Annotated in this window: 22 protein-coding genes and 1 tRNA gene; 10 read left to right on the top strand and 13 right to left on the bottom strand. The window is 43.6% G+C overall.

The window, feature by feature from the left end:
- Positions 1–6: 6 nt before the first annotated feature.
- Positions 7–1,167: a 1-deoxy-D-xylulose-5-phosphate reductoisomerase gene (locus AC1XUF_RS30120; RefSeq protein WP_483345587.1), complete on the top strand. Its 1,161-nt coding sequence runs from the start codon at positions 7–9 to the stop codon at positions 1,165–1,167.
- A complete protein-coding gene (locus AC1XUF_RS30115) occupies positions 1,167–1,616 on the top strand; it encodes a hypothetical protein (protein ID WP_483345586.1) in 450 nt (149 codons plus the stop codon). Before AC1XUF_RS30120 ends, AC1XUF_RS30115 begins: the two co-directional genes overlap by 1 nt.
- Before the next feature lie 9 nt (positions 1,617–1,625).
- On the opposite strand, the gene AC1XUF_RS30110 is transcribed toward AC1XUF_RS30115, so the two are convergent.
- From AC1XUF_RS30110 to AC1XUF_RS30090, 5 genes are all read right to left on the bottom strand, one after another.
- Entirely contained in the window at positions 1,626–2,390 is a 765-nt protein-coding gene (locus AC1XUF_RS30110) for a glycosyltransferase family 2 protein (RefSeq protein WP_483345585.1), read from the bottom strand.
- A gap of 37 nt (positions 2,391–2,427) precedes the next feature.
- Complete coding sequence (locus tag AC1XUF_RS30105) at positions 2,428–3,258, bottom strand: glycosyltransferase family 2 protein (RefSeq protein WP_483345584.1); 831 nt, start codon at positions 3,256–3,258, stop codon at positions 2,428–2,430.
- Positions 3,259–3,262: 4 nt separating this feature from the next.
- Positions 3,263–4,081 (bottom strand): phytanoyl-CoA dioxygenase family protein, encoded by an 819-nt coding sequence (locus tag AC1XUF_RS30100; protein WP_483345583.1) that lies wholly within the window; start codon positions 4,079–4,081, stop codon positions 3,263–3,265.
- 86 nt (positions 4,082–4,167) lie between these two features.
- Complete coding sequence (locus tag AC1XUF_RS30095) at positions 4,168–5,103, bottom strand: hypothetical protein (protein ID WP_483345582.1); 936 nt, start codon at positions 5,101–5,103, stop codon at positions 4,168–4,170.
- A 34-nt stretch (positions 5,104–5,137) separates the two neighbouring features.
- The gene (locus AC1XUF_RS30090; protein WP_483345581.1) at positions 5,138–6,019 is read right to left on the bottom strand and encodes a class I SAM-dependent methyltransferase; all 882 of its coding nucleotides are present in this window, start codon (positions 6,017–6,019) and stop codon (positions 5,138–5,140) included.
- A 196-nt stretch (positions 6,020–6,215) separates the two neighbouring features.
- Here AC1XUF_RS30090 and AC1XUF_RS30085 point away from each other — a divergent pair, with 196 nt between their 5' ends.
- Positions 6,216–7,409 carry a M20 metallopeptidase family protein gene (locus tag AC1XUF_RS30085; protein WP_483345580.1) on the top strand — a complete coding sequence of 398 codons (1,194 nt, stop codon included), beginning with the start codon at positions 6,216–6,218 and terminating at the stop codon, positions 7,407–7,409.
- On the opposite strand, the gene AC1XUF_RS30080 is transcribed toward AC1XUF_RS30085, so the two are convergent.
- A complete protein-coding gene (locus AC1XUF_RS30080; RefSeq protein ID WP_483345579.1) occupies positions 7,399–8,136 on the bottom strand; it encodes a polyprenol monophosphomannose synthase in 738 nt (245 codons plus the stop codon). The genes AC1XUF_RS30085 and AC1XUF_RS30080 overlap by 11 nt on opposite strands.
- 51 nt (positions 8,137–8,187) lie before the next feature.
- On the bottom strand, positions 8,188–8,562 hold the full coding sequence (locus tag AC1XUF_RS30075; protein WP_483345578.1) for a DUF4296 domain-containing protein: 375 nt from the start codon (positions 8,560–8,562) through the stop codon (positions 8,188–8,190).
- 69 nt (positions 8,563–8,631) lie between these two features.
- Here AC1XUF_RS30075 and AC1XUF_RS30070 point away from each other — a divergent pair, with 69 nt between their 5' ends.
- The 4 genes from AC1XUF_RS30070 to AC1XUF_RS30055 are packed head-to-tail and all read left to right on the top strand — an operon-like array spanning position 8,632 to position 12,110.
- Complete coding sequence (locus AC1XUF_RS30070; RefSeq protein ID WP_483345577.1) at positions 8,632–9,522, top strand: DUF58 domain-containing protein; 891 nt, start codon at positions 8,632–8,634, stop codon at positions 9,520–9,522.
- Positions 9,523–9,529: 7 nt separating this feature from the next.
- Entirely contained in the window at positions 9,530–10,456 is a 927-nt protein-coding gene (locus tag AC1XUF_RS30065) for a hypothetical protein (RefSeq protein ID WP_483345576.1), read from the top strand.
- A gap of 8 nt (positions 10,457–10,464) precedes the next feature.
- The gene (locus tag AC1XUF_RS30060) at positions 10,465–11,481 is read left to right on the top strand and encodes a VWA domain-containing protein (protein ID WP_483345575.1); all 1,017 of its coding nucleotides are present in this window, start codon (positions 10,465–10,467) and stop codon (positions 11,479–11,481) included.
- Positions 11,481–12,110, top strand: a complete 630-nt coding sequence (locus AC1XUF_RS30055; protein ID WP_483345574.1) for a ribonuclease HII — start codon at positions 11,481–11,483, stop codon at positions 12,108–12,110. Before AC1XUF_RS30060 ends, AC1XUF_RS30055 begins: the two co-directional genes overlap by 1 nt.
- Here AC1XUF_RS30055 and AC1XUF_RS30050 read toward each other — a convergent pair.
- The 5 genes from AC1XUF_RS30050 to rpmH all read right to left on the bottom strand — a co-directional run bounded on the left by AC1XUF_RS30050 (position 12,068) and on the right by rpmH (position 15,749).
- Positions 12,068–12,604 carry a DUF2480 family protein gene (locus tag AC1XUF_RS30050; protein ID WP_483345573.1) on the bottom strand — a complete coding sequence of 179 codons (537 nt, stop codon included), beginning with the start codon at positions 12,602–12,604 and terminating at the stop codon, positions 12,068–12,070. The two genes, AC1XUF_RS30055 and AC1XUF_RS30050, sit on opposite strands and share 43 nt — an antisense overlap.
- Before the next feature lie 74 nt (positions 12,605–12,678).
- Positions 12,679–13,368: a tRNA (adenosine(37)-N6)-threonylcarbamoyltransferase complex dimerization subunit type 1 TsaB gene (tsaB, locus tag AC1XUF_RS30045; RefSeq protein ID WP_483345572.1), complete on the bottom strand. Its 690-nt coding sequence runs from the start codon at positions 13,366–13,368 to the stop codon at positions 12,679–12,681.
- A 37-nt stretch (positions 13,369–13,405) separates the two neighbouring features.
- Positions 13,406–15,058, bottom strand: coding sequence for a S41 family peptidase (locus tag AC1XUF_RS30040; RefSeq protein ID WP_483345571.1), 1,653 nt, complete (start codon positions 15,056–15,058; stop codon positions 13,406–13,408).
- A 6-nt stretch (positions 15,059–15,064) separates the two neighbouring features.
- Complete coding sequence (locus tag AC1XUF_RS30035) at positions 15,065–15,481, bottom strand: ribonuclease P protein component (protein WP_483345570.1); 417 nt, start codon at positions 15,479–15,481, stop codon at positions 15,065–15,067.
- A gap of 109 nt (positions 15,482–15,590) precedes the next feature.
- On the bottom strand, positions 15,591–15,749 hold the full coding sequence (gene rpmH, locus AC1XUF_RS30030) for a 50S ribosomal protein L34 (protein ID WP_015813300.1): 159 nt from the start codon (positions 15,747–15,749) through the stop codon (positions 15,591–15,593).
- Between the two features lie 572 nt (positions 15,750–16,321).
- Here rpmH and AC1XUF_RS30025 point away from each other — a divergent pair.
- Together AC1XUF_RS30025 and AC1XUF_RS30020 are read left to right on the top strand one after the other, a co-directional pair.
- Positions 16,322–17,467 carry a hypothetical protein gene (locus tag AC1XUF_RS30025; protein WP_483345569.1) on the top strand — a complete coding sequence of 382 codons (1,146 nt, stop codon included), beginning with the start codon at positions 16,322–16,324 and terminating at the stop codon, positions 17,465–17,467.
- Positions 17,468–17,847: 380 nt separating this feature from the next.
- Entirely contained in the window at positions 17,848–18,492 is a 645-nt protein-coding gene (locus tag AC1XUF_RS30020) for a class I SAM-dependent methyltransferase (protein WP_483345568.1), read from the top strand.
- A gap of 509 nt (positions 18,493–19,001) precedes the next feature.
- Here AC1XUF_RS30020 and AC1XUF_RS30015 read toward each other — a convergent pair.
- Positions 19,002–19,074, bottom strand: a tRNA-Met gene (locus tag AC1XUF_RS30015).
- A gap of 235 nt (positions 19,075–19,309) precedes the next feature.
- On the opposite strand from AC1XUF_RS30015, the gene era reads away from it, so the two are divergent.
- Complete coding sequence (era, locus tag AC1XUF_RS30010) at positions 19,310–20,233, top strand: GTPase Era (RefSeq protein WP_483345567.1); 924 nt, start codon at positions 19,310–19,312, stop codon at positions 20,231–20,233.
- The last annotated feature ends 8 nt before the right edge of the window (positions 20,234–20,241 follow it).

Here is a 20,241-nt window from a genome sequence, read left to right as displayed (position 1 = left end):
ACTAAGATGAAAAAGAATATAGCGATTTTAGGGTCAACGGGTTCCATTGGGACACAAGCTCTTGAAGTGATAGATGCAAACCCGGAAGTTTTCTCGGTGTCTGTTCTGACAGCCGGCGATAATGCTGATCTGCTGATCGAGCAGGCCGTCAAATTTCTTCCCAAGGAAGTGGTGATTTGCAATAAAAGTCATTTTGAAAAAGTACGATCTGCGCTTTCGTCTTTACCAATAAGAGTTCATCAAGGGGCCGAGGCCTTGGCTTCGGTTGTGGAAACGGCTTCTGTTGACACTGTTTTGACCGCTATGGTTGGTTATGCTGGCCTTTTGCCGACCATTCATGCGATTAAGGCAGGAAAGAATATCGCCCTAGCGAATAAGGAGACATTGGTTGTAGCCGGCGAGCTGATTACCGCCCTCGCAAAAGAGTATCATGTCGAGATTTATCCCGTTGATTCCGAACACTCTGCCATCTTTCAATGTCTGGTAGGTGAGGAAAACAATCCAATCGAGAAAATAATCCTTACTGCTTCCGGCGGACCTTTTCGTGGAAAGGACAGGGCGTTCCTGGCGGAGGTAACTAAGCAACAAGCCCTGAAGCATCCCAATTGGAGCATGGGTGCCAAGATTACTATTGATTCGGCAACCTTGATGAATAAAGGACTGGAAGTGATCGAAGCAAAATGGCTCTTTGATCTAAGTGCTTCGCAAATTGAGGTGATTGTACATCCGCAGAGCATTGTTCACTCCCTGGTACAGTTTGAAGACGGAAGCCTGAAAGCCCAAATGGGCCTGCCGGACATGAAACTTCCCATACAGTATGCTTTACACTATCCTTTTCGCCTGAAATCTACATTTCCCCGGTTCAATTTTACAGATTACCCTTCACTAACCTTCGAAAAGCCGGATCTTGACACCTTCCGAAACCTGGCGATTGCTTATGAAGTTCTGAAAAAGGGAGGCAATTCAGCCTGTATCGTGAATGCTGCCAATGAAATTGCCGTTGCGGCATTCCTTCGCGATAAGATTGGATTTTTGGATATTTCGGACGTTATTGTCGAGAGCCTCGCCAAAATCGCATATGTCGGGAATCCTTCATATTTCGATTATGTTGACACCGATGAGGCCACGAGGCAGTTTGCTTCGGAATTGATCCAGGTAAAAGTATAATGAAAACCACCTTTCTTAAATACTTGTCGGTTGCCCTTGCCAGTACGCTTAAGTTTTTCGGAGGACCGATTACAGGAGTTATTCTCAAACTGACTTGGATAGAAACCGCCATCTGCTCCGCCATTGGCATGATGTTCACAGTATTGCTTTTGACGTATATAGGTGGCGGGATTCAGGCGCTGGTTAAAAAATACAGGAAGTCCAAGCCGAAGAAATTCACCAGGACCAATCGGCTTGCAGTGAACATTTGGAAAAAGTTTGGCATCATTGGGATCGCATTTTTGACGCCTCCATTGTTCACTCCTATCTTTGGGCCGATTCTGGCGGTCGCTTTTAAAGTACCGCGGCCCGCAATTTTCTTATGGATGTCAATTAGTGCGATTATGTGGGGGCTAGGAATTTCCTACATCGCGCACAAAGTGCATTTTATCCAGGATTGGATCAAATAGCCGGGCAAATTACCTGCTTACTTCTTTTTTCGGGGCGATCGTTTTCTTCATAAAATCGCCCTGAGAGAAATATTTCTCGATCAGGCAATACATCAAAATAAAAAAATAGCGGCTCCCCATTTCCTTGATTTTGAGTTTAGAAACCCCGTATTTCCGATTCGTCCAGCTATTGGGAACGACCGCGTAGTTGTAGCCCCGCACCATTGCTTTCAGAGGCAGTTCGATGGTAAGATTAAAGTGCGGGGCAAGAAAGGGTTTTATGCCTTCAATAGTTTCGCGTTTGTAAAGCTTGAATGCATTGGTGGTATCATTGTATTTGATCCCCATTAAAATACGTACAATCAAGTTGGCTATTCGGTTGATGAGTTTTTTAAGCGCCGGGTAGTCGATCACTTTCCCGCCCTTTTCCCATCTGGACCCGAAAACGCAGTCATAATCGCCTTCCAGCATTTTGAAATAATACTTGACAAGATCTTCCGGATCGTCGGACATATCAGCCATAAATACGGCAACACAGTCCCCTTTGAACCTTTCGAGACCATATCTTACTGCGTACCCAAATCCATTTGGTCCGGGATTGGTATAATAAACCAGCGTAGGAATTTGTAGTGAAAGCTCATCCAATACCCGCAATGTACCATCCTTTGAATTATCATTGGTAACACAAATTTCGTGCGGGATATTGTACTTATTTAATGTGCTATGGAGTGATAATAATGTGTCTGAAATTGATTCTTCCTCGTTATAGGCTGGTATGACGACGCTTAACTTCATATAGTGTAAATGTTGAAACAGTACAAATTAAAGATTATTAATTTGAACGGCCAATTTTTTCAAAAGCAGCCAAGCGTTGATTGTAGGCATCAATGGTTTTTTCTATAATGTCATGATATCGAAAATCCAGCCATTGATCTACATTTTGAAACATTTCTTTCCTGTTTAGCAGGAACTTCTGGTTGGCATGTGAATGCACATTACTTAATCCTGCGCTATGTTTTCGGTATACCCCCATGGTGTCGGATAGGTATCGAATTTTTCCTTTGGCTGCAAGCTGGATCATAACAGCCCAATCCCCGGCAGCTGCTTTTGCGTGCCAGTCTGCAAAATCCTGAGTCAGAAAGTGATTACGGTACATCCAGCTGGCCGTTGCCATAAACCAGTTGTCTTCCAGGATATCAGCAATGGTTGAAATCGCTTTCTGTTCAGGTTTATTGAAGGTATGTTCTTCTGAGCCATCCTCGTAGGTAACCAGCATATTGTGATGACAGATTGCGAAATCGGGGTTTTGATCCAGAAAGTCAACCTGTTTCTGGAGCTTCAGGGGATCGGTCCAATAGTCGTCGCCTTCGCACATGGCGACATATTCGCCCCTGCAGGCTTTCAATAACTGCAGAACATTATTCCTTCCCGCAAATTCGCGAGGCTCCTTCGGACCCTGATTTTCTTTATGCAGAAATGCCCTGATCTTCCCGGGATTGTTATCGGAGTATTGCTGAATGATTATCGGCGACGAGTCTGTAGAAGCGTCGTCGCCGATTACAATTTCGAATGGGAAATTTGTCTGCTGCATCAATGCCCCCTCCAGCATTTGGGCAATGTATTTTTCATGATTATAAGTGGGGACGCAGACAGAAACCTTCATTAATTTAACTAAAGACTTCTTTTAATTGCGCCACACTTGGAAAATCAGGAGTTACCAGCTCTGTCTCCGGTTTATAAATATAAGCCATCGGGTAGCCTCTTTCAATAAAAGTAGGCTCGTCCAGGTTGTTATAGCGTAACTGCACAGACCAACGGATGTTGCGTGTAATGTTGTTGCCTGACTGATGTATCAGGAAAGCGGAGAAAATAAGGACATCCCCAACCTGAAACTCAGTCTGAATAAAATCTTCTTCCTTAATGGCAGACGTAATTCCTCCCTGATAGCCAGAGGTTGAGGATTGTTGTAAACCGATTTTATGGCTGCCCGGAATCACCTGCAATGCTCCTATATCAGCACCAGCATCCACCATTGGGAACCAGATCACGGCACTGTCCAACGAGCCCTGTCCTGTCCGCCAGTCCTGGTGAGCATCTAATTTCCAGTGCTTGCTGCCGTCTTTCGATAAGAAACGGCTATTGAATTGCATTGCTGCACGGGCTCCGATGATTGGATTGGAAAGGCCAACTTCTTTAAGCAAGTTCTCAATCTTCGGATCCAGACCCAGCCTATGCAGTGAAAATGTATGCTGGACCGTTTTGCCGGTATTTACAAACGAATTAAAATCCTTTTCGAAAAAGTCGAACATGGCATTTTCAAAAGCGTCACGGTCATCAATATCCACGGATTTTCCGGTAACACGTTTGATCTGTACGTTGAAGATTTCCCTTGCGTCGCGGTATATCGTGTGGACGACCTCCTTATCAAGAAAACCTCTCAAAAGAACATATCCGTCATTATTAAATTGTTCCTGAAGTGTACTCATTTTAAGATCAATTTTTGATGTTTATTCTCAAAATTACAGCCCTTCCAAAATGAAAAGCATGATATAAATCAGCGTTTTTCAGGATATTAATCTTCCCAAACAGCGTATGCAAACCCCGCAGCGCCAAATCCATTACCATTATAAAGCAGATACTTCTTACCATTATGTTGGTAAAAGTTAGCATAATCGATCATTTGGTAGTCAAAATCTTCCGGATTTTCAGATTTAGCGATGCCCACCAAATGGTCCTTCCGTTGCCAATTGGTCCCGTCGGTAGATTCCGCATAACCCAGGCGGTAGCTCTGATTCCGGTCTGTACGATAGTCCCTGGTATGGCGGTAAGAATAATACATTTTATAGATACCATCTTCCCTGAAAACACTTGGACGGCCTACAGCATGGAGAAAATCGTCAAAATCAAGCGTTGGAATATCGCTGATCTCCCAATGGATACCGTCTTTGGAAGTAGCAGACTGTCCGCGATAATAAGGTTCGGGATAGCCATGAATGTATTCACATTTTTGTCCGGAAATATACCACATCCGCCAGGTCCCGTCGTCATCAATCAATACCGAAGGCTGCGCTGCCCAGATCGGGTTCTGGATGCTGCGGTCCATGATCGGGCCCGTAAACATTTTTTTGAATGACAATCCGCCATCGTGACTTACAGCCAGCCCCATTGAAAGCCGGTAGGAATTCCAGGTACGGTTCCAGCCGGTATAATAGAGCCAGATATCACCATTAGGCCTGTCGACAAACCAGGAAGGCATTGCACCGGTCTCGTCATATTCTCCCGGCCCGCCCAGTTCTAAAATAGGCTTGTCGTGTATGTAAAGGATTTTTTTTGGATCGTCGTAATCCACATCCAGAAATGTCGGGCGCGATTGACCTTTTTCGTCCCTCGAAGAAAAATAGATCCTAAGGAAGTCTTTGTGTTTGTAAGCGAACGGTACCTGTGCGTGAGAAAGGCTGTGGGACAGGCTTCCGTCAGGTTTATATATTACTCCTTTTTTAACCCACATGAATCATTGAAATTAATCGTTGGACAAGCTTGAATTAGTCGACCGCCTTTTCGGCACGCAGGCGCCAGTTATCGACAAAATCTTTCCCAGGGATCGGCAGGTCAATGTCTACCTCCGGCGCTTTGGCAGTAACCCGATACTCCATCACGTAAAATGCATTTCCGAAAACATAATGCAGTTTAAAGTTTTCAATATTGGCCGGAACATCTTCCAGCGGCACTTCGGCACGGAACAATGGATTTGCTTTTAATAAAGTAGCATAGGTAGGCGTATTTCGCAACCACGGAGCAACACTTTCGTCACCTACCACTACTTTTCCTCCCGGGCGAACCACGCGGGTCAGTTCATCAAATGCCCTTTTTCTCTCTGAAAATGTATTGATTCCACCGAAATGAAATACGGCATCGAAAGTATCATCAGCAAAAGGAAGATAGGAACCGTTGCCAAGAAAATAGTGGACATTCACATCTTCTGCGGCCAATTTTTCCTGTGCTCTTTTAAGCATATTGGGGGACAGATCGGACAATACCGCAGTGCCGCCAGGCCTTACCCTATCTAAAATCAATGCGGAATCTTTACCGGTACCGGCACCCACTTCTAAGGCGGTCATACCTGGTTTTAGCTCCATTAAATCAATAAAGAATTGTCTTGTAGTAGCTTCGTCGGAGTGGTTAAGGGTTTCAAAAACCCAGGAAACGCCTCTATCGTATCTCAAAAACGCCTGATCATAAAGATATTGCTCGCGGGCGTCTTCGGGTAGTAATTCTTTGGGGTACAGCATATTAACAATGCCTGTATCACCAATTTCATAAATGGTACCGTCCTGGCTAGTGAGTGTATTGCCGTCTGAGGCCAATGTTAGCGGGGTTCCAGTAAGTGGACAAACCAACGATTCTAAAAACTCCTTTTGATCCATTTTGTGCTATAATGATTGATTCATATCTGGTCAAAATTACCCTTTTTCTTTGGAACAATATCCAATGGATCATGTCTTCTTAGCAAAAGGAGCGCGAAATTGTGTTTACAGGATCATCCGGGAAGCGATTCTATTTATTGTTACCTTTGGAGGATTTGAATCGTCAAATGATTGTCAGAGTAAGATTTAGTTTGTTATGTCTCAGCTTCAGGAAAAAATAAAGGCACTAGCCAAAGAGCAGTCCGCAGATATTATTGCCCACCGTCGTCATCTTCACAGCAATCCGGAATTGTCTTTTGAGGAATTCAAAACCGCAAAGTACGTAGCTGCCGAGCTGACTGCGATTGGGTTAACACCAGAGGAAGGAATCGCGGGGACGGGAGTGGTAGCATTAATTGAAGGCCGCAATCCGGGCACAAGGATTGTCGGCTTGCGGGCAGATATGGACGCTTTGCCGATTCTCGAAGCAAATGACGTTCCTTATAAATCCACGGTTCCGGGTGTGATGCATGCCTGTGGACATGATGTTCATACTTCTTCGTTACTGGGAACAGCACGTATCCTGCATCAGTTGAGGGATGAATTTGAGGGAACAGTGAAGTTGGTTTTTCAACCAGCAGAAGAAAAAGCGCCCGGCGGCGCCTCGCTGATGATCCGTGAGGGAGTATTGGAGAACCCCCGGCCGGCGAGTATGGTCGGCCAGCACGTTGCTCCGAATATTCCGGTGGGTAAAATTGGTTTTCGGGAGGGAATGTACATGGCGAGCACCGACGAGCTGTACCTGACTGTTAAAGGAAAAGGTGGACATGCGGCAGCGCCCCATCAGCTGGTGGATCCTGTACTGATGGCGTCGCATATTATTGTCGCATTGCAGCAGATCATCAGCCGGAACCGAAATCCTGCCAACCCTGCTGTGTTGTCTTTCGGGCGATTTATCGCGGACGGTGTTACCAATGTGATTCCCAATGAAGTCACAATCCAGGGAACCTGGCGTTGCATGGACGAGGAATGGCGGGAAGATGGTTTGAAAAGAATGAAGAAAATGGCCGAAAGCATTGCGGAAGCCATGGGCGGCAGTTGTGAATTTGATATTTTAAAAGGATATCCGTACCTCAAAAACCATCCTGAACTGACCAGACGTGTCAGGACGGCCGCCACAGGCTATGTAGGGGCTGAAAATGTCGTTGACCTTGATTTGTGGATGGCAGGAGAAGATTTTGCGTTTTACTCACAGGTTGTAGATTCCTGTTTCTACCGCCTTGGAACGCGCAATGAAGCCCGGGGAATTATTTCCGGGGTCCACACGCCGACATTCGATATTGATGAAAGTGCATTGGAAATTTCAACCGGACTCATGAGCTGGCTGGCGATTTCCGAACTTACTGTTTAGGAATATATCTTTTGAAGTAGCTGCTCACTTTCAAATTGATCACACCAAGGATGGCTTCCTTAAAGATCCCTCGGGACATTTTGGATGCTCCCTTGGTCCGGTCGGTGAAAATAATAGGTACCTCCACGATCTTAAAGCCATACTTCCAGGAATTGAACTTCATTTCGATCTGGAAAGCATACCCGATGAACCTGATATTATCCAGATTGATCGTTTTCAAAACATGGCTGGTGTAGCAAATAAAGCCAGCAGTAGGGTCCATGATCTGCATACCGGTAACCATGCGAACATAATAACCTGCAAAATAGGACATCAAAACCCTATTAATCGGCCAGTTAACAACATTTACCCCGGTAATGTAACGCGACCCGATTGCAACATCATTGCCGTCTGTGGCACATGCATGGTATAAACGGATCAGGTCTTCGGGAGGATGGGAAAAATCGGCGTCCATTTCAAAAATGTACTCGTAACCTCTTTCCAAAGCCCATTTAAAGCCATGAATATAGGCAGTACCCAGCCCCAGTTTTCCTTTTCTCTCAACAAGATGCAAGCAGCCTTCAAATTCTGCTGCAAGCTGTTTAACAACCGAAGCAGTCCCATCCGGAGATCCGTCATCTATAATTAAGAGGTCAAACGGATGATTCAGGCTGAATACTTTTCGAATGATTGCTTCAACATTTTCAATCTCGTTGTAGGTGGGGATAACTACAATACAATTATTCACAAGTAAGGGTTGGTTAAAGTTAAATGTGTGACGTAGAAGAGTGTGACTTTTTCAAAACTTAATATTATTATTTTTCTCCCTTTTCTCAATTTTCTGGTTTACTTTTTCGTAAATGCGCGTCATTAGCTGAGGATGAGTCATATAATAGGAATAGCTCTCCCGATAGGCGAGGGTATCTACTTTATATTTCTTCCAGATATCGCTTTTAAGTTTGTTAAAAATCATCAACGACGAATCGAGCGATCTTAGCTGGAGGCGGTTCACCCTTGATTCCGCCAGGTGAATATCTGTCAGGATAGTTGCCATTTGCTCTTCTGACATCGTATTTTTTGGAGGCTTTTCTTCTTTCTCACAACTGGTAAGATGCAGTTGAAGAATCAGAAAAAGAATTACCACATACCGGAAATTCAGGGTCGAAGGCCGCATAACTTTCAAAATGCATATCTTTGTTTATGCGCATTTGATAACAAAGGTTGCAAATTTTTCGCAAAACTTATGTTTGAACAGTTTTTAGGAAAGTTGAGAAAGTACGAAATCAGGATGCGGAAGGCGGTAACGAGTGAGCGTCACGGCAACTTTCATTCTGTTTTCAAAGGGTCAGGTCTTGAATTTGACGATTTGCGGCTTTATCAATATGGTGATGATGTGAGGGCAATCGATTGGAACACTTCTGCAAAGGGTCATGGCACTTTCGTGAAGATTTTCAAGGAGGATAAGGAACAAACAGCATTTTTTATGTTGGATGTCAGTGCGTCCCAGCAAATTGGCGAGGTTCGGAGACTAAAAATTGATATAGCAAAGGAAATCTGCGGCGTACTTACGTTATCTGCAATCCAGGAAGCAACCAGGGTCGGTTTGCTCTGTTTTTCTGACCGTAATGAGCGCTATATCCGTCCTTCCGATGGAATGAAGCATGGTTATGGGCTCATCTCGGAATTATATAAGCTTATTCCCGAATCTATAAAGACAAACATTGCCGAGGCGATCTTAGTCACATTGAATGTTCTCAAACGTCGCAGCCTCATTTTTTTAATCTCGGATTTTATAGACAGCAATTATCAGCATAACCTGAAAGCACTCGCCCGCAAGCATGACCTTATTGTAATCCATTTGTACGATTCAAGAGAAGTCAATTTGCCAGGATTGGGAATTATCCCGCTTTACGACGCGGAAAAGCAAAGTTCGGTTTGGGTCAATACATCTTCGAAACAATACCGTGTGGAAATGGCAAACCGGTTTGGTAACCGAAGCTCAGAACTGAAAAGGCTTTGTCACCAAAACCGTGCGGACTATATCGCCATTAATACACAGGAAGATTATGTTCCGGCACTTATCCATTTGTTTAAAGTCAGGCGTTATACCAAAAGCTCCGTAGCCCAGCCCTGATATGGATATGATGAAGTCTGTTTATGCTCAAACGAGACGAATTACCGGGGTAGCCTTTTTGTTACTCTTTTTCTCAAATCCAATATTCGGACAGCGTATTAAGCCTTTGGGAGTATTTCTCACGGATAGCATTGAGGTGGGTAAGCCGGTGTATTTTGCGCTGAGCGTTCGTCATAATCCCGAAACGGAAGTCTTTTTTCCTGACTCTTCCTTTAATTTTTCCCCCTTTGAGTTGATATCCCAGAAAACATTTGTGTCCAGCACTGATAACAGGGGAAGCCTGGACAGTGCAGTCTATCATTTGGTTTCCTTTGATGTTTCACCGGTCCAGTCATTAAGCTTACCGGTTTATATATTTGAAAAAAGGGACTGCACTGCGGTTTTTACAGCAAAAGATTCCGTGTTCCTGACACGGGATGAAGTAATGAAGCTAGATCAAAAGCCTGTTCTGGAAGCGGAAACGAGATTGCTCCCCTTGAGCCGTCAGTTTAATTTTTCGGTACTGATCGGCTCCTTTGCGTTAATTATCGGAGTGGCAGGTAGTATCTATTGGGTTTTTGGACAGGATATTTATAAACAGTGGCAGCTGATCAAATTACAAAGAAGGCATTTGGAATACCTTCGCTCCTTTAACCGCTTAATGCGTACTGCCAGAGAAAAAAACAATATCAAAGACGCGGAGAAGGCGATCATTGTCTGGAAGAATTACCTCGAACGACTAGAAAAAAAGCCTTTCGCGACTTACACAACCAGAGAAATCATGGATAACATGCCAGACGATGAACTGGCAGATGCGTTGAAAAACATGGATGGAATTGTGTATGGACAAGGTAAATCCAAAAATATGGATGTTTACCTCGAAGTATTGAAAACCGGTGCTACCAGGATTTACAGGAATAAGAGAAGGTTTATACTGGACAGCCCGGTAGTTTAATAGGAGTTATGGATAATTGGTTTTCCTTAAAATGGTTTGGTTATGAGACGATCAGGTCTTACGATTGGGCATATCCCTACCTCTTGTATCTGCTGCCTTTTGTCCCGGTCCTTTTTTGGCTGCGACAAGTGTTTCATCGAAAGCATAAGCAGAGGCTTGCTATCACATATAGCCCTGTAAGCGGGCCTGTCAACTGGGTCACACTCTTAAGGTTTGTGCAGCCGCTGTGCGTTGGCTTTGCGATCTGTTTAATTGTTGTCGCGCTTGCGAGGCCTCAGATTATCTCCGAACGGAGAGATCAATATTCCGAAGGTATTGATATCATGCTTCTATTGGACATTTCGGACTCCATGATGGAGAGGGACCTGGTACCCAATAGGCTTGCTGCCGCGAAAAGAGTTGCCCGGAAGTTTATTCAGGGACGTTTGCAGGACCGTATCGGCCTTATCATTTTTGCCGGGGAGGCTGTGTCACTTTGCCCGCTCACCACCGACTATGAATTACTATACGGCTTCCTGGATGAGATTAACCCCAAAATGATACCCACTGCGGGGACGGCAATCGGGAGTGCATTGGCTGTAGCTGTAAACCGGATGAGGGATACACAAGGAGAAAGTAAAGTCGCGATCCTGATTAGCGATGGCGACAATACTTCCGGTAACCTCGGTCCGACCACAGCGGCGCAACTTGCCAATGCGTTTGGGATGAAAGTATATACGATCTCGGTGGGTAAGCCAAAACCAGGGATTCGTCCTGACAGTACAGGTTCAACCGCATTAATGGATGAGGTTGAACTGCAAAATATTGCAGGTTTGGGTAATGGAAAGTATTTTCGTGCTACGGATAATTCGGCCCTTGAGACCGTTTTCGGTCAAATAGACCAATTGGAAAAAGTAAAATCAAGAGATGTCTTATCCCGCGATGTCAAAGACTTTTACAGGATTTACCTTTATTGGGCTGTAGTATTTCTGCTGGCCGCAATAGGAACAAAAAGCACGTTTATGGCAAATATCCTTGAAGATTAATGCTGAAACCCTATTATAATATTGAAGTAATCGAAGCCGGGCTGGACGAAGTGGGCCGGGGATGCCTTGCTGGGCCGGTGGTTGCTGCGGCTGTCATTCTGCCAAGAGATTACAAGCACTCATTTCTCAATGATTCCAAGCAACTTACCAAGACACAGCGGCTGGACCTGGAAAGAGAAATTATTCGCGAAGCGCTTTCCTGGGCCGTGGCTGAAGTCGATAACTTTGAAATTGACCGGATCAATATCTTAAAAGCAAGTTTTCTGGCCATGCACCGCGCGGTGGACAAGCTTAGGATGAAACCGGAGCACCTGTTGGTGGACGGAAACCGATTTACCCCCTATCCGATGATTCCGCATACCTGCATTATCAAAGGAGATGCGCATTATTTATCTATTGCTGCAGCTTCTGTTTTAGCAAAAAACTACCGGGATGAGCTCATGTCGAATCTGTCGGCACAGTTTCCCCATTATGGATGGGAGCATAATGTGGGATATCCTACGATCCATCATCGCAAAGCCATAGGTATTCACGGCCCGTGCCATTACCACAGAATGACTTTCAGGTTATTAAAAGAGGAGGATGGTCAGTCGATTGAAGAAGAGACCGAAGATTTGGGTTTTTTATAGATGGGTACCGTGCTGCAAGGTTCGCCAAACATCAGGCTTTGCACCACCGGCTTCAATAACCGACTGATTTCTACGTACGCTGAAACAGGTACATCCACCTTACTGCATCCTTTTACGACTACGCGTTTTCCACGATATTCCTCAATCTTGATCTGTTGAATGGCATCTGTAAAGAGCTTGTCTTCTAGTTGGCGCATATCGCCAAAAACGAAGCTGTTGGCAAATGGCTCAAGATGAACGGCTAATAGCATGTAAGCCCAGGTAGGAACAATAGCATCTTCCGAACAGATGATTGATACGTTTTTCCCCTCGTATTGCGACCAGTCATGTGATTTGAGGAATTCACGGAAATCCTTTTCACGTAAGATCATCCCCTGCCATAGATTGTCTTTAATGTCATAGGTTACACGTTCGCCCGGGTGGTATAAATCTTCAAGGTCCAATGAAATAATACCGCTGCTTGCGACCCGATTGACAATTTCCTCAGTTTCCATTTAAAATTGATTTACAAAAGAGCTAACACAAAACAGAAAGACTTTGTTTATGACAGCTGAAAGAAATGCCCTCTTTATACAATGGCACCCGTCTTTTTGCGTGCAGGTGACATAAAATCCTTTAAATAGTAAGGTTCAAAAGTAGCGACGTCTTCAAAATGCTGTTCATCAAAAGCCTTCACGGCAAGTTCGCCGATAGTCCGGGCGGACGGCTGGATCTCCTGCGACAAGAAAACGGCATGAGGATGATCTTCAAAAAGTGGGCGACATTTGGCTGAGCCATCCCCAAAAAATACGACTTTATGGTTACTCAAAAGATCTTGAAAGGATGTATCATCCAGAATAATGGCGGCCGTTTGTTTTACTAGATTATTCCGATCATCAAATACTGAACAATAGACTTCCATTCGACGTGCATCGATCATCGGACATAATAAGTGCCCTTTAAAGAAGGAGCAGATTTGTAATGACATGGCTTCTAAAGTATTAATAGCGATCAGCGGTTTTTCGAGCGCGTAACAAAGCCCCTTCGCCGTTGAAACACCAACGCGAAGCCCTGTATACGAGCCGGGTCCTTTGGCGACCGCGATTGCGTCTAAGTCGGACAGAACATAACCGGCATTTTCCACGCTGTTTTTGATCAAGGTAGTGAGCATGGAAGAAGAGGACCTGTCGGTATTCAGATCATAGCCTGCAATAAATCGGCGATCGTGCAGGGCAACGGAGCATCCTCTTATGGAAGTATCAATACTTAATATGAGCATAAAAGCAAAAGCCCGTCTTTTTGGACGGGCTGGAAATTTATTTCTTTTTCAGGATTTCATTGTAGCGTGCCGGCTCTTTGAATAAGGCCAGCGCTGCTTTTACTTCAGGGTCTTCATTAAACGAAGCTTCCCGCATTCCTTTTTCAAGGTAGTAATGTTTGATAATTTCTTCTTCAAGAACCTGCTTGATCTCAGGTTTGAAGATCTGCAGATCATTATCCTTGCTGTGCGAAAGCTTTGATTTTAGTGCTTTTAGCTGATCTTCAATTACTTCCAGCGATTTTTCTTTTTTTGCAGAAGCTTCCAGATCATTCAGGTCGCGCTCCACTTGAGTGGTATAATCGTACTCTTTATCCCCCAACCATTTTACAAAAGCAGCGTAATCAGCATCGGTCAGATGAAATTCTTTGGCAGGTTTGATGGTCGGGTGCTCAAAGTGGAATCTGACAGCGTAATCGAAGAAAAGTCTATTGCGGCCAAGAGAAGTAGCGAGCGGGGAATAGGTCTCTTTTTCTGTAAGTATGTCGGGTAGGATACCTCCTCCGTCAAAAACTGAGCGGCCATTTTTGGTCTTGAATTCGGTCATTAATGAATCCGCAATTTTCCCAACACTACCATCGTCGTTACGGTGGCTGTAATCGATTGCCTGGATACACCTGCCGCTTGGAATATAATATTTAGCGGTGGTAATTTTCATTTTGGTATTAAACGAAAGGTCACGGGTAGTTTGCACAAGGCCTTTTCCATAAGTACGTTGCCCGATGAGCACGCCTCTGTCATAGTCCTGGATAACTCCGGAAACAATTTCCGCTGCGGATGCGCTACGGTTATTGGTCAAAACGACAACCGGAATTTCCGTGTCCAGTGCCGGGTTATAAGCCGTGTAGGTTTTATTCCACTCGCTCACTTTTCCCTTTGTAGAGACGATTTCCTCTCCTTTCGCAATAAAGATATTCGAAATCTCAATAGCCATATTCAGCAAGCCGCCCGGGTTATCCCGAAGATCCAATACGACCGATTTCATCCCTTTTCCTTTTAACTCCTGAAAAGCATTGCGCACCTCCCTGGAAGCAGTTGCCGTAAAATCTTTAAGATCAATGTAGCCGACACTCTCATTGAGCATACCATAATAAGGCACATTGGTAACCTTGACAATATCCCGGTTCAACGTGATTTCAAGGGGTTTGGTAATTCCGTAGCGTTTTACGGTCAGGGCAACACTGGTTTGAGTTTGGCCTTTCAATAATTTTCCAGTATCGAAGTCTTCTCTGGTAGAAAGATCGATGCCATTGATTTTTGTGATCTCGTCTCCAAGTTGTAACCCCGCTTTTTGTGCAGGGGTATCTTCATAAACCATCATCACCGTATGTTTCCCATCCGCGGAGTTGATCATCGCGCCGATGCCATTATACTTTCCGGTGGTCATCGTCATGTAATCCTCAATATCATCCTCGGCGTAGTAGACGGTGTAAGGGTCCAGCGAGCGAAGCATTTGATCTATGCTGGTCTTAATCAACAGGTTCGGATTGATTTCGTCCACATAATATGCGTTCAGTTCCTTAAAAAGCGTAGCATAGATGTCGAGGTTACGTGCAATTTCAAACAGCCTGTCGTCCTGCCTGAACGAAAAGAAAACGAGACCGCCAATAACCGGGACAGCCAGCAAGATGGAGCGAAGGTACTTTTTCATCTGGGACTAGGAATTAGATTGATTTTTGGGATGTGCAGAAGGCAATTTCTCGAGCCTTTTGATCGACTGCTTCATGGCCTTTTCAATAACGTCGTATGAAGTTATTTCTTTTGCAAGATATAAAAAAGCGATATAGGAAGGTCTTGATTCCAGATCGATGGAAAGCAAGGATGCTTTGTGAAGACGGTACGCCTCTTTGCTGCGCCTACGTATCAGGTTCCGGTCTACAGCTTTTTTGAACTGCTTTTTGGCAACAGAAAAAAGGGCTTGAGGAAATAGGGGAGGAGACTGTAATTCGTAAACATACAGGACTCTAAAAGGAAAAAGGTAGAAAGTATGCACCTCTGTGCTACCTCTTTTGAAAAGCCTTCCGATGATTCGGGGGCTGCACAAGCGTTCATTTTTACCAAAAGTTTGTTTCAAGTTCTTGTAGAAAAAAACGTCTGATAAGTTTGAGGTTATCAAACTTATCAGACTATGAAAAGACTAGGCGTTCCCGACTATCGTCCCTACTCAAACTTTCAAACCTGGACTATTGCTTGTGGCGTTTTTCGTCCGAAACAGTCAGTTTCCAACGGCCTTTTTTGCGACGGCCTGCAACTACTTTACGTCCGTTAGCAGTTGACATTCTTTCACGGAAACCGTGCTTATTTCTCCTCTTGCGATTCGATGGTTGAAAGGTACGTTTCATCTCAGTATCAAATTATTGCGATATAAATCTCTTCTAGCCTCAATTTTGGCTTGCAAAGGTAGACAAAAAATCAAAATATGAAAAATATTGTAAAGTTTTTTGCTGGCATCTTTCCCAATCCTTCCATTTGAATCATATTCTGAACGAAAATCAGCGTTCCATGAAGGTCGGCGCTATGTGCAACGAGACCCGGTGCTGACGCTAGTGGAACCCAACAAAATGACAGTAGTCGCGAATATAAACTCAGGAAGTGGTTGTCTCTCTGGCCTCAGCGGGGAGCTAGCTTTGACCATCCAGATGGAGGGTTACTTCTAGCTAAACAAATCGGTTTTCAGAGAATGAACAAGATCGTGTCACTTTTGATGTCGCTACCGCAGTAATCTATCTGGTAACATTCCATGGTAAAATATAAACCCATTTAAGGAAAGAATTCTTGGGCGGCGCTTTTTGAAAAGCAAGCATCGAGATGAGGAGTGTGAAGCCTAAAATACAATTTGTCGGGTTAATCAATTATCTTTCGCTGGTTTATTGTGTTTATCGGAAACTACAACGACTCGTTTTTTAGCCAGAATATGTTGAAAAAGTTAGTTAAAAAATCCTTATGGGTAGTCATGATCTTTTTAATGGCAGGAATGCCAGTTGTACGAACAGTCGATACTGGTTTGGGCCTACATCAGCTAGCGGCTCACAAAGCTGCGCTTGCTGGGGATTTTTGGTTTCCCAACCCCTGGAAATACAGAGTATTGTCAGTTTGGCTTGTTGAAGGAACCTATCAGCTGTATACCAAAACATTTGACAAACTAATCCCTATAGATGGCTTGATGCAATATACCAGCCCGATCAGGAATGACCGGTTCACTATCACTTCTAACTTAAACAGGTTTAGCAGTAACGGCGCCGAAGTGTCCGTTCCCCAATATTTTTTCAATAAGTACAAAATGGGGAGTAACGAATGGGAAGTTATTAAAGAATACCATAGATATTTTATCGTATTTATGCTCTTACGGTTCTTGATCGATTTAGGAATATTGTATGTGGCATATCGGTTTTATCAATTATTCATTCAGAACTTTTGGATGGTATTGTTTGGGGTAATATTTCTGGCGAACGGTATGAACAACGCATTCAGAGATACTGCATTCGGATTCGATACCTACATAGATCTCCTACTTTTTATCACAAGCGGGTGGATTATCTTGAAGAACTATTCACCTTTCTGGCTTTTCCTCATAATGACAATTGGTATATTAAACCGGGAAACATCATTGCTCATTCCTGTTTTATTTGCAACAGTCAATTTTGTTAGGGATGGTTATCAAATCACATTACGGAATTTCAGTTATTCCGCGGGCATTGGCTTGATAGGTATAGCCGGTTTTGTGGGCTTGCGCTGGTATTACGGTTACGAACCCTACATGTTACAGTCGGGATTGTATCGGGTAGTTGAGAATTTTACAAATTACTCCATTATTAGTGGACAATTTGCAATCATGCTTATCCTTCCGTTTCTAAGTCTGTTTTTTTTGAGGTCGGCACCGGTTTTGCTACGCACAATTTGGCTAACCATTATACCTGTCTGGTTTGGTATCCACTACTGGTCATTTCCAGTATTAGAATCAAGGTATTTTCTTGTACCCTTCGCATTGGCAATAATCCCGGTTGTACTTTTTGGAATAGAAAAGACTTATTTGGATAAACAAAGAATCAGCGCTATTTGATTTCGATTGGGCAAGTAGCTCCATGGATTCGTTTTTTTATTTTCCGCATCACACACAATTTCCTGAAGTTATTTACCATAATTCTGCGGCTCTCGACTTACGGGCGGTGAAGCTACGGTAATATCTGCCAAGGCCAGATACAGATGCTTATTTCATTGTTGTTACGGGGACGTTTTTGAAAAAGTGCCGAAACAATGTATGGTTAAACTTTTCAGAAATGAACATATTCATGTGTATGGAGAATTCGGAGAGCACCTTAAAATGTAAATATGTTTAATAAAGCCAGTGTACTGTAAGTAAATTATTCGGAAGTCGTTATCTGTTATTGGTTCACTTTCGACAGGTATTTTTTTTAATTTTCTCAACAATTGAAACAATAGATGATTTCGTCCAAAGTGTTAATAGAGTTCCTCAAAAATGGTGAGGGAAGAAATTTGAAAGGCCTTAATCAGCTTAAAACCACTTATAGGCCGGTCATCTGTCCGTTTAGCGAGATCCTTGAACAAGTTCCAGTGCAGTCAAAAGTATTTGACCTTGGATGTGGTTCGGGGTCGCTTCTATCCCTTATCAATCATTTTCGGAACCCCGTCAAATTGGGCGGCATTGAAATTAGCAATGTACTTGTTGAGAATGCAAGGTTGCTTTTGTCTTCCGCTCCTATTCCCGTTTCTATTTCTACCTACGATGGGATCAATATTCCATCTGAAATTGGTGATTACGATGTAGTCACCATGATTGATGTTTTCCACCATATTCCCCCTCAAATTCAAGTAGATTTTTTTCGCCAGCTATATAGGAAAATGAAGAAAAACAGTTTACTTATTTTCAAAGATATTGATGCGGCAAGTATTTTTGTTTACGCTAATAAATTACACGATATGTTGCTGGCTGGGGAAATTGGAAACGAGTGGTCGGCGGAAAAGCTTAAATCAAAATTAGAAGAGTCGGGTTTCGAATGTTCGCATATCACTTACAGACATATGCTCGTCTATCCGCATTATATGATTTTGGCAAAGAAGGCATAACCCTACACATAAATCAAGAAACAAAGCCTAAAAAGACAGATTGTGAACTGCGATGGTGTTAAAGTAATGGGGTGCTTTCTTCCGGAATATGTTGAGGTCGGTCAGCTGGATGAAGCTGGGCAGGAGATAAATTACGAAGACAAAGTGAATATTGCACCAGCGATACTGAATTACGTTGGTTCAGCGGTGTAGACATGCGGCTGATCTGATTGAGAGCATTAGCACCCTATAATTTGTGAAATCCTCAGCGGCAATCGCTGTGAAGAAGGTTTTGCCGTAAGGCTTTTCATCTAGAGTCATTCTCATTGATATGCCATTCTGACGATCAATGGACGTTAATCCAAATTTTATGAATGAACGCGATAAAGAAGATCTTTCCAGAGCAAATAGGCGTGTTTAGCACAAGTGAGAAAATAGCCCGGCTGTCCAAAGTTTTGATTTTGAGCCCTGATGCCATTTAATTGTTGTACCATACGAAAAAAGGCCACTGAAAAGTGGCCTTTTTGATGTAGCGGGAGCTGGACTCGAACCAGCGACCTTTGGGTTATGAGCCCAACGAGCTACCAACTGCTCCATCCCGCGGTGTTGTTGAAACGGAGTGCAAACATAGTGCGATAGTTGTTAAAAAACAACCAACCATCAATTTTTTTTTGAGTAATTGAGTAGCTGGCGAGCTATTGAACTCATTATCAATAGCAATATCCTGACTATAAAACCGTACTTTTGCAAAATAATTGGAAATAAAGGCTTTCGAAATGTACGTAGTGTTCAATTTCCGGGTAGCTTGATTGGCTGGAATTATTGAAAGAAAGAAAATATGGAAGAGCAAACAGAAACTGTTACACCACTTCGCAACCACCGTGCGGGCTTCGTAAGCATCATTGGCAAACCAAATGTTGGTAAGTCCACATTAATGAATGTGCTGGTTGGTGAGAAAATGTCGATCATTACCTCAAAAGCCCAGACTACCCGACATAGAATTTTGGGAATACTAAATGGAAAGCATGAGGATATTCCCTTCCAGCTTGTTTACTCAGACACGCCTGGGGTAATCAAGCCGGCCTATAAACTCCACGATTCGATGATGACTTTTGTGAAGGGATCTTTGGAGGATGCGGATGTTGTTTTATTTGTGGCTGAGGTAGGGGAAAAGGCAGCACAGCATGAAGTACTGCCCTTACTAAATCGTACGGAAGCCCCAATCTTGCTGGTCATTAACAAGATCGATCTTTCCAATGATGAGGAAGTGAAAGCGAAAATGGCTGAATGGGAAAATGAAATCCACCCCGCGGCTATTATTCCCATATCCGCTTTGGAACAGGCTAATATTGCAACGCTTTTCGACGCAGTGATCACCCGGCTGCCTTTTCATCCGCCCTACTTTGATGAAGATGAACTAACCGATAAACCCGAGCGTTTCTTTGCTTCTGAAATAATTCGCGAGAAAATTTTCCTGAACTACCGCCAGGAGATTCCTTACAGCTCGGAAGTGATGATTACAGAATTTAAAGAACGTGACGACATGATCGTCATCCGGGCGGAAATTCTGGTTGAACGAAAAAGCCAGAAAGGGATCATTATTGGTGAAAAGGGAGAAATGCTCAAGAAAGTAGGCACACAGGCGAGGCAGGACCTGGAAGAATTCTTCGGCAAAAAGGTTTTCCTTGAACAGCATGTAAAAGTTGAACCCGATTGGAGAAGTAAAGAAAATAAATTACGACAGTTGGGATATCAAGAATAGAATAATCT

It is taken from the genome of Dyadobacter sp. HNCC25DJ185, assembly GCF_056895195.1.
This window is presented reverse-complemented; position numbering and strand designations above follow the sequence as displayed.

Excerpts from the sequence above, each read along its gene's own strand:
- AC1XUF_RS30120 (WP_483345587.1), top strand. The coding sequence starts at position 7 with ATGAAAAAGAATATAGCGATTTTAGGGTCAACGGGTTCCATTGGGACA.
- AC1XUF_RS30115 (WP_483345586.1), top strand. The coding sequence starts at position 1,167 with ATGAAAACCACCTTTCTTAAATACTTGTCGGTTGCCCTTGCCAGTACG.
- AC1XUF_RS30110 (WP_483345585.1), bottom strand. The coding sequence starts at position 2,390 with ATGAAGTTAAGCGTCGTCATACCAGCCTATAACGAGGAAGAATCAATT.
- AC1XUF_RS30105 (WP_483345584.1), bottom strand. The coding sequence starts at position 3,258 with ATGAAGGTTTCTGTCTGCGTCCCCACTTATAATCATGAAAAATACATT.
- AC1XUF_RS30100 (WP_483345583.1), bottom strand. The coding sequence starts at position 4,081 with ATGAGTACACTTCAGGAACAATTTAATAATGACGGATATGTTCTTTTG.
- AC1XUF_RS30095 (WP_483345582.1), bottom strand. The coding sequence starts at position 5,103 with ATGTGGGTTAAAAAAGGAGTAATATATAAACCTGACGGAAGCCTGTCC.
- AC1XUF_RS30090 (WP_483345581.1), bottom strand. The coding sequence starts at position 6,019 with ATGGATCAAAAGGAGTTTTTAGAATCGTTGGTTTGTCCACTTACTGGA.
- AC1XUF_RS30085 (WP_483345580.1), top strand. The coding sequence starts at position 6,216 with ATGTCTCAGCTTCAGGAAAAAATAAAGGCACTAGCCAAAGAGCAGTCC.
- AC1XUF_RS30075 (WP_483345578.1), bottom strand. The coding sequence starts at position 8,562 with ATGCGGCCTTCGACCCTGAATTTCCGGTATGTGGTAATTCTTTTTCTG.
- AC1XUF_RS30070 (WP_483345577.1), top strand. The coding sequence starts at position 8,632 with ATGTTTGAACAGTTTTTAGGAAAGTTGAGAAAGTACGAAATCAGGATG.
- AC1XUF_RS30065 (WP_483345576.1), top strand. The coding sequence starts at position 9,530 with ATGATGAAGTCTGTTTATGCTCAAACGAGACGAATTACCGGGGTAGCC.
- AC1XUF_RS30060 (WP_483345575.1), top strand. The coding sequence starts at position 10,465 with ATGGATAATTGGTTTTCCTTAAAATGGTTTGGTTATGAGACGATCAGG.
- AC1XUF_RS30055 (WP_483345574.1), top strand. The coding sequence starts at position 11,481 with ATGCTGAAACCCTATTATAATATTGAAGTAATCGAAGCCGGGCTGGAC.
- AC1XUF_RS30050 (WP_483345573.1), bottom strand. The coding sequence starts at position 12,604 with ATGGAAACTGAGGAAATTGTCAATCGGGTCGCAAGCAGCGGTATTATT.
- tsaB (WP_483345572.1), bottom strand. The coding sequence starts at position 13,368 with ATGCTCATATTAAGTATTGATACTTCCATAAGAGGATGCTCCGTTGCC.
- AC1XUF_RS30040 (WP_483345571.1), bottom strand. The coding sequence starts at position 15,058 with ATGAAAAAGTACCTTCGCTCCATCTTGCTGGCTGTCCCGGTTATTGGC.
- rpmH (WP_015813300.1), bottom strand. The coding sequence starts at position 15,749 with ATGAAACGTACCTTTCAACCATCGAATCGCAAGAGGAGAAATAAGCAC.
- AC1XUF_RS30025 (WP_483345569.1), top strand. The coding sequence starts at position 16,322 with ATGTTGAAAAAGTTAGTTAAAAAATCCTTATGGGTAGTCATGATCTTT.
- AC1XUF_RS30020 (WP_483345568.1), top strand. The coding sequence starts at position 17,848 with ATGATTTCGTCCAAAGTGTTAATAGAGTTCCTCAAAAATGGTGAGGGA.
- era (WP_483345567.1), top strand. The coding sequence starts at position 19,310 with ATGGAAGAGCAAACAGAAACTGTTACACCACTTCGCAACCACCGTGCG.